General features: G+C 69.2%; 9 protein-coding genes. 4 read left to right on the plus strand and 5 right to left on the minus strand.

Annotated features, from left to right (window positions below; translation table 11 throughout):
* Nucleotides 1–2 precede the first annotated feature (2 nt).
* Nucleotides 3–4,433 carry an SbcC/MukB-like Walker B domain-containing protein gene (locus tag AB0I35_RS04135; RefSeq protein WP_357394245.1) on the plus strand — a complete coding sequence of 1,477 codons (4,431 nt, stop codon included), beginning with the start codon at nucleotides 3–5 and terminating at the stop codon, nucleotides 4,431–4,433.
* A gap of 10 nt (nucleotides 4,434–4,443) precedes the next feature.
* Here the strand turns inward: AB0I35_RS04135 and AB0I35_RS04140 are convergent, their stop codons facing one another.
* Complete coding sequence (locus AB0I35_RS04140; protein ID WP_357394247.1) at nucleotides 4,444–5,415, minus strand: WYL domain-containing protein; 972 nt, start codon at nucleotides 5,413–5,415, stop codon at nucleotides 4,444–4,446.
* A 97-nt stretch (nucleotides 5,416–5,512) separates the two neighbouring features.
* Here AB0I35_RS04140 and AB0I35_RS04145 point away from each other — a divergent pair, with 97 nt between their 5' ends.
* Nucleotides 5,513–5,914 (plus strand): RidA family protein, encoded by a 402-nt coding sequence (locus AB0I35_RS04145; protein ID WP_357394249.1) that lies wholly within the window; start codon nucleotides 5,513–5,515, stop codon nucleotides 5,912–5,914.
* 8 nt (nucleotides 5,915–5,922) lie between these two features.
* Here the strand turns inward: AB0I35_RS04145 and AB0I35_RS04150 are convergent, their stop codons facing one another.
* A complete protein-coding gene (locus tag AB0I35_RS04150; protein WP_357394250.1) occupies nucleotides 5,923–6,882 on the minus strand; it encodes a YafY family protein in 960 nt (319 codons plus the stop codon).
* Between the two features lie 86 nt (nucleotides 6,883–6,968).
* Between AB0I35_RS04150 and AB0I35_RS04155 the strand changes: the two genes are divergently transcribed.
* The gene (locus tag AB0I35_RS04155; RefSeq protein WP_357394252.1) at nucleotides 6,969–8,102 is read left to right on the plus strand and encodes an epoxide hydrolase; all 1,134 of its coding nucleotides are present in this window, start codon (nucleotides 6,969–6,971) and stop codon (nucleotides 8,100–8,102) included.
* Nucleotides 8,103–8,125: 23 nt separating this feature from the next.
* On the opposite strand, the gene AB0I35_RS04160 is transcribed toward AB0I35_RS04155, so the two are convergent.
* The 3 genes from AB0I35_RS04160 to AB0I35_RS04170 all read right to left on the minus strand — a co-directional run bounded on the left by AB0I35_RS04160 (nucleotide 8,126) and on the right by AB0I35_RS04170 (nucleotide 11,816).
* Complete coding sequence (locus AB0I35_RS04160) at nucleotides 8,126–8,614, minus strand: M15 family metallopeptidase (protein ID WP_357394253.1); 489 nt, start codon at nucleotides 8,612–8,614, stop codon at nucleotides 8,126–8,128.
* A 38-nt stretch (nucleotides 8,615–8,652) separates the two neighbouring features.
* Nucleotides 8,653–10,023, minus strand: coding sequence for an AarF/ABC1/UbiB kinase family protein (locus AB0I35_RS04165; RefSeq protein ID WP_357394977.1), 1,371 nt, complete (start codon nucleotides 10,021–10,023; stop codon nucleotides 8,653–8,655).
* Nucleotides 10,024–10,139: 116 nt separating this feature from the next.
* Complete coding sequence (locus AB0I35_RS04170; protein WP_174550282.1) at nucleotides 10,140–11,816, minus strand: fumarate hydratase; 1,677 nt, start codon at nucleotides 11,814–11,816, stop codon at nucleotides 10,140–10,142.
* A 207-nt stretch (nucleotides 11,817–12,023) separates the two neighbouring features.
* Between AB0I35_RS04170 and AB0I35_RS04175 the strand changes: the two genes are divergently transcribed.
* Nucleotides 12,024–12,542 carry a MarR family winged helix-turn-helix transcriptional regulator gene (locus tag AB0I35_RS04175; RefSeq protein WP_357394255.1) on the plus strand — a complete coding sequence of 173 codons (519 nt, stop codon included), beginning with the start codon at nucleotides 12,024–12,026 and terminating at the stop codon, nucleotides 12,540–12,542.
* Nucleotide 12,543: the final 1 nt, after the last annotated feature.

Below are 12,543 nucleotides of genomic sequence, written 5' to 3' on the forward strand. Positions count from 1 at the left end.
AGATGACGCTCATTCACGGCGGAGTGCGGTTCGTCCCGACCCGCGCGGGCATCGTCAACCTGTGGGACTACCGCGACCAGGAGTTCTGTTTCGCCGACGGACGCCTGGTACTGCGCGGGCCCAACGGTTCCGGCAAGACCAAGGCTCTCGAGGTGCTGTTCCCGTTCGTGCTCGACGGGCGGATCGAGCCGCGCAGGCTCAACCCGTTCGCCGGTGAGGAACGGACCATGAAGTCGAACCTGCTCTACCGCAAGCAGGAATCGGCGTACTCGTATGTGTGGATGGAATTCGCGCGCGGCAGCTGGGAGGATCCCGAGGTCGTCACGGTCGGTATCGGGATGCGTGCCACCCGGTCCTCGGACAAGGTGACGCGCTGGTATTTCGTCGCCGACGGCCGCGCGGGTGTCGACTTCTCGCTCATCGGTCCCGACGACCGCCCGCTCACCCGCAAACAGCTCGCCGAGCAGATCGGCAGCGACGCCATCGTCGACCGCCCCGTCGAATACCGGGCCGCGATCGATGCCCGCATGTTCGGGCTCGGTATGCAGCGCTACGACCAGCTCATCAACCTGATCCTCACGCTGCGCCGCCCACAGCTGGCCAAGAACCTCGACCCGCGCGGGTTGTCGCAGGCCCTCACCGACGGTCTGCGTCCCCTCGACGAACAACTCATCCTCGACGCGGCTCGTTCCTTCAGCGACATGGAGGAAGTGGGCCGCACTCTCGACGGGCTGGTGCAGGCCGACACCGCCACCCGGCGGTTCGTCGATGTTTATCGCAAATACCTCGCGGTGCAAGCGAAATCGGATGTCGATCAGGTTCGCACCCGGCTCGACGCCGTCACCAATGCCTCGACCGCCCTGTTCGCCGCGACCGCCTTACGCACCCGCCGCGACGCCGACCGTGCCGCCGCCGAGGCCCGTGCCGAAGAGGCCGACCGCGCCTACGAACAGGCCATCGCCGACCGCGAGAACCTGCAGCGCTCCAGCGCCTACGAGGGCAAACAGCAACTCGACGACCTCGCCGACGCGGTCCGCAGGCTCGAAACCTCCGCCGCCGCCCACCGCGACAAAGCCGCCGAAGCCGCCCTGACTCTGCAGCGGCGGGCCGAGGAAGCCGAGAAGGCGGCCGAAGCGGTACGCACGGCCGCCGCCGCGCTGGTGCGCGGCGAAGAAGCCCTCCGAGCGGCCGCCGAGGAAGCGGGCATCGAGTGGACCACGCCCGGCACCGACGGCCGCGGCGACCAGTTCACCGCCGCCGTCCGCGGCCACGCCGAGGAACGCGACGCCGATGTGCGCGCGGTCCGCAAGGCGGTGAGCAAGTGGGAATCCGCCGCCGCCGACCGAACCCGCGCCGAACGCCTCGCCGAACGCGCGGTCGAGCTGCGTGACGCCGCGGCCGCCGAAGTCGCGCACGCGGAAGCCGCGGTTGCCTTGGCGCGCAAGGAGTCTGTCGCGAACCTTCGGGCCTGGTGGAAAACCAACTCCGGTATCCTCGCCGGCCTCGCTGATGACGCCGGACTGTTCGAGGCGCTGGAGATCGCCTTCGCCGGCGCCGGAGTCGAGGATATCCCCTCTGCCGCAGAGGTTTTGACGGAGCGAATCGAGCCGCTACGCGAGCAGCTCCGCACCCGCAGGCAGGAGGTGCGGGCGCGGGCTGATGCCGCGGCCGCGCGCCGCGACGCACTCATCGCCGAACGCAAGCAGATCGCTGCGCAGCACGACGACGCTCCCCCGCCGTCGACGACCAGAACCGGTGTTCGTGCAGGACTTCCGGGTGCGCCGCTGTGGAAGCTCGTGCGTTTCGGCGACGCGGTGTCCGTGCAGGAAGCCGCCGGGATCGAGGCCGCGTTGCAGGCCGCAGGTCTGCTGGACAGCTGGATCTGCGGACCGACCCTGCCCGCCGAGGTCGAGTCCGACCACTTCCTGCTCCCACTGCCCATCGACCAGCACCCGACCGGTCGCACCCTCGCCGATGTCCTTGTGGTGGAGGAAAATACGGCCGAGGTCGAGGTCCCGAGAGACACGGTCGCTGCCGTGCTCGCCTCCATCGCCCTCGACGAACTCCTCCCCGACTCGGCCAACTCCGCACCAAGCGCAGCGGCCAAGGCGAATCCGGTGCCCGAGGCAGCAGGCGATGGCGGCTCGACAGCTGACGTGACGGGAGGCGCGGGAAGCGGAGCGAAGTCGGCGACAGTCGCGGCGAAGGGTGCGGATCGCGCCGATGTCGCGGACGGCGAAGGCATGGGACGGACCATGCCAGGCGCCACGCTGAGTGCGCTGACCTCCGAGGCCGCCCCCGTGGTGATCGGGACAGCGGGCCACTATCGGCTGGGTGTCCTGGTCGGCAGGCATCACAAGACCGAGGCCGAGTTCATCGGTGCCACCGCGCGGGCGCGCAGGCGGGCGTCGCGGCTCGCCGAGATCGAGGTGGCGATCGAGGCCGCCGGCGCGGAGTACGAGGCGGCTCGGGCCGACGAGTCCTCGGCGGCAGCACAATTGGCTGAGCTCAGTGCTGCGGCGAAGTCGTTGCCGCGGCCGTCGGCGGTGACCGCCGCACTGCGGACGGTCGCGGAGACCGCCGGGCTGATGCGGTCGCGGGTGGAGGCGGCCGCGCAGGCCGAGCGGGAGCTCGATCTGGCGGTGGCCGAGGTGGCCGCCCAGGACAAGAAGGTGCGGGCGGCGGCGCAGGCGCATCGCACGCCGCGCGCGGCGCGGGAACTCGACGCGCTGGCCGCCGCGGTCCGGCATTTCGAGAACACCGGCACCGGGCTGTTGCGGTTGCGTGCCGAGCACGAGCGGGAACGGGAGCGCGAGCGGGAGGGCGCCGATCGGCACGACGAGGCCCGCGCCCTGGCCGAGGCGTTCGCCGAGGAGGCCGAGGCGGCCCGCGCCGGATATACCGAACAGCAGCGCAAGCTCGAAACGCTGCGAGAAGCGCTGGGCGCCGGTGCTGCCGACATCGACCGTGAGCTGGCTGCGGCGCGTGCGGCCATCGAAGCCGCCAAAGCCGAGCAGCGGGCCGCGCGCAAGGCGGCCAATGCGGCGATCGAGGCGGTGGGTGATGCGGAAGCGGCCTATCGCACGGCGCACGAGGCGCTCGCCACGGCGCTCACCGAGGTGCTCGCCGACGTGCGATCGCTGGCTCCGTACGCACGGCCAGACCTGCTGAGCCTGCTCGGCGCTTCGGTCGAACACCGGTGGCCGAGCAGCGAGGCCGCCTGGTCGACACCCGAGCAGCTGCAGTACCGCATCGTCGCCGCGGGCCCGGAAACCGATCCGGTGGTCTTGCCGGACGAGGTCGCGGCCCTGTTCGCCGACCTGGATGCCGCCACCGCCCAGGTTCGCGCCACCGAGGCCGGGCGCAAGTCCACCCGGTCGGCGGTGACGAGCGCGCTACAGGAATTCGACGCCGCGCTCACCGCCTCGGGCCGCGATTACCGCCTGCACTGGGACGCCGCCGACGGGCTCACCGTGGTGGCCGTACACGACGAGAACGGCCAGACCGCGCTCGCCGATTTCGCGGCGCGGATCGACGCCGCGCGCCGCGACCAGGAACTGTTGCTCACCGACGCCGAACGCCGCATCCTCGAGGACGCGTTGCTCACCGGCTTGGCCCAGCAGATCCACGAACGAACAACCGACGCAAGGGAACTCATCTCTCGCATGGGCGCGGAGATGAAGCAGCGGCGGATGTCGTCCGGCAACACCATCGGCGTGCACTGGGTGCTGGCCGACGGTCTGTCGGAGGCGGCGCGCGCCATGTGCAAGCTGCTCGACCGCGACACCTCGGCGCTGAGCCCGGACGATCTGGGTGCGGTCCGTGCGCATTTCGCGGCCGAGATCCGCGCCGCCCGCGCGGCCCACCCGGAACGCTCGTATCCCGAGATCCTCGCCGCCACCCTCGATTACCGGTCCTGGCGGGTGTTCTCGTTCACGCTGATCTCCGGCGACGGGTCCGAGGACAAGCTCACCGTCGCCCGCCACAGCGCGCTCTCCGGTGGTGAGCAGTCGGTGTCACTGCACCTGCCGTTGTTCGCCGCCGCCCATGTGATGCTCGATTCCGCCGACCCGCAGGCACCGCGCCTGCTGGCGCTGGACGAGGCGTTCGCCGGTGTCGACGACAACGGCCGCAGCGAATTGCTCGGCCTCAGTGTGCAATTCGACCTCGACCTGTTCATGACCGGCTACGACCTGTGGATCACCTACCCACACGTCCCCGGCTGCGCGCACTACGACCTGGCCCACTCCACGGCCGAGAACACCGTCAGCGCGACACTGCTGGTGTGGGACAGCGGCGAACTCCTCGCCGAACACGACGGCGGCGACCTCACCACCGCCCTCGGCTCCCCGAACCGCCGCCGCCTGCCCAACACCATCGAGGGTGGACTGACCTTGGAAGGGATGCCAGGAGAACCGGCGTCGGTCGGCTGAGATCACTGTCTCACTGCGATCGGTAGTGCGCGGCGAGCGTGGTCGCGCGGTCGCGCAGGGTGGTGCGCAGCCATTGCGGTGCCAGGATTTCCGCATGGGCGCCGAGTTGCCATAGTGCCCATTCGGCATGACGCGGGTCTTGGAAGGTCAGCTCGAGGCGGAGTCGGCCGTCGGCCTCGATCGTTTCGGAGCGAAGTGTCACCGCCGTGCCGACGAGTTCCGTACGGCGGGTGGGGTTCACCCGGACATCGACGGCTACCTGGTCGCCGCCGGTGCGAAACCGGGTGCCGCGTTCCTTCCAGGCCTGATCCAGGTCGACGTGCTCTGGCCGCTGCGCGAGTTCGGGCAGTTCCTCCGCGTCGAGGATGCGCGACAGGCGATAGGTACGGTCCTCCCCCGCCCTGGTGGCAAGCAGATAGCCCTGGCCGGCGACGGTGACCAGGCCGATCGGGTCCACGGTTCGCCACTGGGCGGATCGGTCGACGGCGGCGTAGTTGATGCGCAATCGGTGACCGGTCAGCACCGCGCGGCGGACCTCGGCCACTACGGCATCGGGCAGGTCCTCGGGCACGACGCGACGCGACAGGAGATCGGTCTCGGGGTCGACGAGCAGTCGCCGGGCGGCGCCGGCCGCGGTGTCGCGATAACTCTCGGGCAGTGCGTCGACGACCTTGCGCATGGCGGATGCCAGAGCGCCGCCGAGGCCGAAAGCCTGTGCCCCACGCCGTGATCCGGCGACGAGCAGCGCCAGCGCCTCGTCGTGATTCAGCCCCGTGAGTTCGGTCTGGAAACCGGGGAGCAGGGCGAAACCACCGTGCCTGCCGCGCTCGGCGTACACCGGCACCCCGGCCGCGGACAGCGCCTCGATATCACGCAGCACGGTGCGCGTGGAGACCTCCAGCTCGCGGGCCAGCACGTCCGCGGTCAGCCGGCCGTGTCTGCGCAGCAGCAGCACGAGGGAGACAAGCCGGTCGGCGCGCATTCGCGAAAGATTACCCGGAATACACGACAGAGGATGTCGTGTATTGCTGACAGGCTCATCAGCGTCACGACAACCCATCACACGAGAGGTGCCTCGCATGGCGCACACCATCGTCAACCCCGACGGCCTGCACAACCCGGTTCCGTTCGGCTACAGCCACACCGCCGCCGTTGCGGCGGGCACCGAGCTGGTCTTCGTCTCCGGCCAATACGGTTCCGACGCCGACGGTGCGGTCGTCTCCGGCGACTTCGCCGACCAGGTGAAGCGGACATTCGACAACATCGCCACCGCACTGGCGGCCCACGACCTGGATCTCGGCCACGTCGTCGCGCTGCGTACCTACGTGGTGAACCACGACGTCACGAAACTCGGCCCGATCGCCGGTGCCGTCGCCGAGCACTGGGGCACCACCCCGCCCACCCAGACACTCATCGGGGTCGCGGCGCTGGCCACCCCCGATGTGCTGTTCGAGGTGGAAGCGGTCGCGGCCCGGCCCTGACGCGTTTCTCACCCCACCGCGTGCCCGATGCGCTCCGCCATCGCACGCAGTCGTCCGGACAGTTCGGGCGAGGCGTGTACCCGGAACGCGACTCCGAGCGAAACCAATTGCCTGGCGAGCCAATCGGGGTCGTCATCGCGGACGCCGGTGAGGCGGCAGGTGGTGGCGCCGGTGGGGTGCAATGTGGCGGGGTCCTCGCCGAGCCGGCCGGCGATCCGGGACAGCGGGGCCTCTATGGTGACGTCGATCCGGTACTGGGCGGTGGTCCAGTCGGTTCGGCGTCCCGCCACATAATCGGCGGCGTCGGCGGCGGGTAGCTCGCGCGCGGTGATCCGGGCACCGGTCGGGTGCGGGTGGGCGATCCGGTCGGCACGGTAGGTGCGCCAGGCGTCTCGGTCGAGGTCGTAGGCGACCAGGTACCAGCGCCGACCGGACGCGACGACGCCGACCGGTTCGACATGGCGGCGTGACTCGGCGCCGTCGGCGTCGAAATAGCCGAAGCGCAGTCGTTCCCGGTTGGTGACGGCCGCGGCGAGGGTGGTGAGGACCTCCGGCTCCACGGTGGGTCCCCCACCCACCCGGACCGCGACCGCCGTACCGACCACCCGCACCCGGCGGCGGAGCTTCGCGGGCAGGACCTGCTCGAGTTTGGTCAACGCCCGCACCGACGCCTCCTCGATCCCGCCGACCGCCTGTCCGGTGGCGACCCGCAGGCCGACGGCCACCGCGACCGCTTCGTCCTCGTCGAGTACCAGCGGCGGCAGCGCCGATCCGGCGGTGAGGCGGTAGCCGCCGCTCGCACCCATCGCGGCGAGCACCGGGTAGCCGAGTTCGCGCAACCGGTCGATATCGCGGCGCACGGTGCGGTCGGTGACGCCGAGTCGGTCGGCGAGTTCGCTGCCCGGCCATTCGCGTGGCATCTGCAGCAGCGAGAGCAAACGGAGCAGCCGGGCGGCGGTGTCGGTCATGATTTCGATTCTCGCGCACATCTAGGACCGATCCTGTCCTAGATCCCTCGTAGCGTCGGGTTCACACCGATCACGAGGAGTTCCGAATGACTGTCCGCCCCTTCCACATCGACATCCCGCAGACCGATCTCGACGACCTGCGCGACCGGCTGGCCCGAGCCCGATGGACTCCCGAGCTGCCGGGCGACGGCTGGGAACGTGGGGTGCCTGCCTCGTACCTGCGTGAGCTCGCCGCCTACTGGGCCGACGAATTCGATTGGCGGGCCCAGGAAACCGCGCTCAACGCCTTCCCACAGTTCCAGACGACCATCGACGACCTCGACGTGCACTTCGTCCACGTCCGCTCCCCCGAACCCGATGCGGTGCCCCTGCTGCTCACCCACGGGTGGCCCAACACCTTCGCTGAATTCACCCGGATCATCGGCCCGCTGACTCACCCCCGCGCTCACGGTCTCGATCCCGCCCTCGCCTTCGACGTGGTCGTCCCGTCGGTCCCCGGCTTCGCCTTCTCCCAGGCTCCGCGCGAGGTGGGGACGACCACCGCACGAGTGGCACGGATGTGGACGCAACTCATGGACCGGCTCGGCTATCAGCGTTACGGCACGCAGGGCGGCGATCTGGGCGCCTACATCGCACCGGAGGTGGCGCTCGCGGCCCCGGAGCACGTGATCGGGGTCCATCTCGACGGCGGGATCGGCATACCGACCGAGGCCGACGTGCCCGCGATGTCGGACGAGGACCGTGCCGAGTGGGATCAGATGCAAGTGTGGATGACCGGCGGCGTCGACCACCACGCCCTGCTGCGCACCGCACCGCAGACCTTCGCGCTGGGCTGGAACGATTCCCCGGTCGCCCTGCTGGCGTGGATGATGCAGAAGTTCCAGGAGTTCACGCCGATGGCCGAACTCGCCGAGGACGTGATCGACCGCGACCACCTGCTCACGACGGTGTCGCTGTACTGGTTCACCCAGACAACCGGCACCTCCTCGTGGCCGATGTACAACGGGTTGCGCGACGGCGGTTTCGGCTGGCCGACCGGCCAGAATCTGGTGCCGACGGGCGTCTACGGTGGCGACTCACCGCTCATGCGCAAGCTCGCCGAACGGGACAACAAGATCACCCACTGGCCGTCGGGCAACCCCGGCAACCACTTCGTGGCGATGGAGGAACCGGCGGCGCATGTCGCCGACATCCGGGCGTTCTTCGCCGCCCTGCGCTGACAGACAAGACCGCGCCGGTCGACCTACCGCATGCTCGCGTCGGGCACGGTCGGCGGGCACGGCGCCCCCGGCACCGTCACCAACTCGAAGTGCCACCACTCGTTGTCGAAAGTCCGGCACAGCCCCCAGCGATTGCCGTTGGCCTCGAGCCACTGGGCGCCGATCTGCGGGCCGACGTCGACCGCGTGGCCGGAGACGTGGGTCGATTCGGCGGGTGGGAGGACCCAGCGACGGGCCTCCTCCGGGGTGCCGTGGGTGGCCAGGCCGTCCTGCCACAGCGCTTCCTGCTGTTCGGGGGTGCGGTAGCCGGAGGTGACCGACAGCGGCACGCCCTCGGCGTGTGCCTGCTGTTCGGCCAGGGTGTAGGCCAGGGCGAGCGGTGGGTCGAGGCCCTCGGTGCCCGCGGCGGACTGGACCTGTTCGCGCTGATCGGGCTCGGCCGCGGCGGTACCGGTGGCCGTCATCGCGGCGACCGCGCTCACGCCGACCAGGATGCGGAGAACAGAGTGCATGCCGGAATCCTATCGACCCCGGTTCGGCGCGGTTCGGCTCACCCGGACCGGCGCCACCGGTCGATCTCGCGGCCGACCTCGGTGACGGGTGGCTCGCGGTAGAGCCATTCGCGGGCCAGCAGGTGCCAGTTCGCGGTGGCCCGCAACTGGCCGAGGGTGGCGAAGGTGAACAGGTCGGCCCGGCGGGAGAACACGTGCTCCGGCGGCAGCAGCTGCCGGTGCATGCCGTGGAATTGCGACGAACGCGGGTCGACCGCGAGCAGCAATGCGCCGGTGGCCAGTTCGGGGGTGATGGTGACGTCCTCGTCCAGCAGGTGCCAGCCCGTGGCGGCCCACACGTAGGCCAGGCTCTCCTCGACCGACACCCCGGCGCTCGGGTCGATGATCCCCCGGTCGACCCACGCGGTGTACAGGTCCTCACCGCGCCCCTCGGCGGCCGCACGCAGCACGTCGCGCTCGAAATCGACATGCGCCGGATCCATCCGCTTGTACAGGCCGAAGTCGACGAAGGCGAGCTTCCCGTCGGCGGCCAGCAGCATATTGCCCGGATGCGGGTCGCCGCAGAACTCGTTGTCGACGAACAGGCTGGAGATGTAGAACCGGTAGATCAGTTCGCCCAGGTGGTCGCGGTCGGCGTCGGGCAGCGTTCGCATGTGCGAAAAGGGTTGGGAATCCACGTATTCGGTGACGAGCACATTGTGCGAGCAGTGTTCGACGATCGCGTCGGGCACGGTGATGAACGGGTGACCGCGATACCGCCGCGCCACCCGGTGCTGGGTGCGGGCCTCGCGTTCGTAGTCCAGTTCGCTGCGCAGGTTGTCGGCGATCTCCTCGAGCACACCGGTGTCGGCCATGCTCGGCAGCACGGATCTGCCCATCTTGCTGAGGAATTCGAGGTTGCCGATATCGGCGTGGACGGCGCGTTCCACCCCGGGGTACTTCACCTTCACCGCGACCACGCGCCCGTCGCGCAGGGTGGCCCGGTGCACCTGACCGATCGACGCGGCCGCGATGGCGGTCTCGTCGAAGTCGGCGAAGACGCCGCCGAGCGGTCCGAGATCCTCCTCGATCACCGCACGCATCGTCGGGAACGCGACGGCGGGCGCCTTGTCCTGCAGTGCGGCCAACTGGGCCCGGAAATGTTCGCGATGCGATTCGGGAACGAAGTCGAGGTCGAGCACCGAGGCCATCTGCCCCAGCTTCATCGCCGACCCCTTCATGCTGCCGAGGACCGTGACGATCTGCTGCGCGGTCGTCATCGCCGAGCGCTCGGCCAGCACCTGCCTGGCCTCCTCGGTGCGACCGATCATCGACAGTCGTCTGCCGACCCCGCGCACCGCTTGGCCCGCGGCGAACTGTCCGAGCTTGGCGCCGCGCGCCACCCGGCCCCCAGGAATTCCAGCGGGCATAGCCACCCCGTTCACCGTATGTCGCCGGTCACGTTACACCGCGACGGCTGGACGCACGACCAGAAGACCCCGGCGCCCACGAAGACGCAGCCACCGGGGTCCTCGGGAGCTGGTCGCTACACGCGTTCCTTGGAGCGGGTGCGCACGCGCAGGGCGATCGGCTTGGACGTCTCGGCGAAGAAGTCGTTGCCCTTGTCGTCGACGACGATGAAGGCCGGGAAGTCCTCGACATCGATCTTCCAGACCGCCTCCATGCCGAGCTCGGGGTACTCGAGCACCTCGACGTTCTTGATGCAGTCCAGGGCAAGACGCGCGGCCGGGCCGCCGATGGAACCGAGGTAGAAGCCGCCGTGTTCCTTGCACGCCTTGGTGACCTGCGCGGACCGGTTGCCCTTGGCCAGCATGATCATCGAACCACCCGCCGCCTGGAACTGGTCGACGTAGGAATCCATGCGACCGGCGGTGGTCGGACCGAAGGAACCGGAGGCGTAGCCCTCGGGGGTCTTGGCCGGGCCCGCGTAGTAGACGGCCATATCGCGCAGGTACTGCGGCATCGGCTCGCCCGCGTCGAGGCGTTCCTTGATCTTGGCGTGCGCGATATCGCGCGCGACGACCAGCGGGCCGGTGAGCGAAAGCCGGGTCTTCACCGGGTATTTCGACAGTTCGGCGCGGATCTCGTCCATCGGGCGGTTCAGATCGATCTGCACCACGTCGCCGCCGAGGATGTCCTCGGTCTGCTCCGGAAGGTACTGCGCCGGTTCGGTTTCCAGCTGCTCGAGGAAGATGCCGTCCTTGGTGATCTTGGCAAGTGCCTGTCGGTCGGCCGAGCACGACACGGCGATGGCGACCGGGCAGGAGGCGCCGTGGCGGGGCAGGCGCACCACGCGCACGTCGTGGCAGAAGTACTTGCCACCGAACTGGGCGCCGATGCCGAACTCACGGGTGAGCTGGAAGACCTCTTCCTCGAGCTCGAGATCGCGGAAGGCGTGACCGGTGATCGAACCCTCGGTCGGCAGGTTGTCCAGGTAGTGCGCGGAGGCGTATTTCGCTGTCTTCAAGGCGAATTCGGCGCTGGTGCCACCGATCACCACGGCCAGGTGGTACGGCGGGCAGGCCGCGGTGCCCAGGGAGCGGATCTTCTCGTCGAGGAACTCGAGCATGCGCTCGGGGTTCAGGACGGCCTTGGTCTCCTGGTACAGGAACGACTTGTTGGCCGAACCGCCACCCTTGGCCATGAACAGGAACTTGTAGACCGGGTTGTCGGCGTCGCCCTCGGTGGAGTACAGCTCGATCTGGGCGGGCAGGTTGGAACCGGTGTTCTTCTCCTCCCACATGGTGATCGGCGCCAGCTGGGAGTAGCGCAGGTTGAGCCGGGAGTAGGCGTCGAACACGCCGCGGCTGATCCACTCGGCGTCGTCGGCGCCGGTGAGCACACCCTCGCTCTTCTTGCCCATCACGATCGCGGTGCCGGTGTCCTGACACATCGGCAGCACGCCGCCAGCGGAGATGTTGAGGTTCTTGAGCAGGTCGAGCGCCACGAAGCGGTCGTTACCCGAGGACTCCGGGTCGTCGATGATCTTGCGCAGCTGCCGCAGGTGCGCGGGGCGCAGGTAGTGGCTGATGTCGTGGATCGCCGTCTCGGTGAGCAGGCGCAGGGCTTCGGGCTCTACCTGCAGGAAGGTGCGGCCGTTGTGCTCGAAGGTGCTGACCCCTTCGGTGGTCAGCAGGCGGTACGGCGTGTCGTCCGCGCCGATCGGCAGCAGATCGGAATAGCGGAACTCCGGCGCGGTCACGGATCGCACTCCTTCAGGCAGGTGGGCAGAGCATCGCAGAGCCTATCCGCCACCGGCCGCCGGCCTGCGGATTAGGCAACCCTTACTCAACATGAAGCATGGTCGAGGTTGCACGTTCAACACAAACGGTGCTACCCATTCTCCCGGGCGGTGGTGGGCGTGCGCCGTTCAATCCGAAGCTTGCACCGGCGAATCTGGAGCTCGATCGTGACCGATCCACAGTGGCTCGATGATGTCGAAATGCGCGCCTGGCTGGGCTATGTCCGTACCCGCGACCTGATCGCCGCGGCGATCGGGCGTGACGCCGGCCGGGCGGCCAATCTCAGTTATGTCGAATACTCCGTGCTGGTGTACCTGGCGGACGCACCGGGCCAGCGTTTGACCTTCGCCGACCTGGCGAGTGCGCTCGAGTGGTCGCAGAGCCGACTCTCACACCAGATCACCCGCATGCAGAAGCGTGGGCTGGTGGTGCGCGAGACGATGCCGCACGATCAGCGCCGCACCGTCGCGCGGCTGACGAGCGCGGGCGGTCAGTTGCTCACGACCGCGGCTCCCGCCCATGTGCGCAGCGTGCGACGGCACATGATCGATGTGCTCGACCGCTCGCAACTGGCGGCACTCGCCGAGATCTACGACGTGCTGATCGACCACCACCGCAGCGCGGCAAGGGAACTCGGCACTCGCGTCGCGGCGAAGGAGGCGACACCGGCCGCGGACATGGCGTGAG

It is taken from the genome of Nocardia sp. NPDC050378 (assembly GCF_040655675.1).
GTDB classification, from domain to species: domain Bacteria; phylum Actinomycetota; class Actinomycetes; order Mycobacteriales; family Mycobacteriaceae; genus Nocardia; species Nocardia coubleae.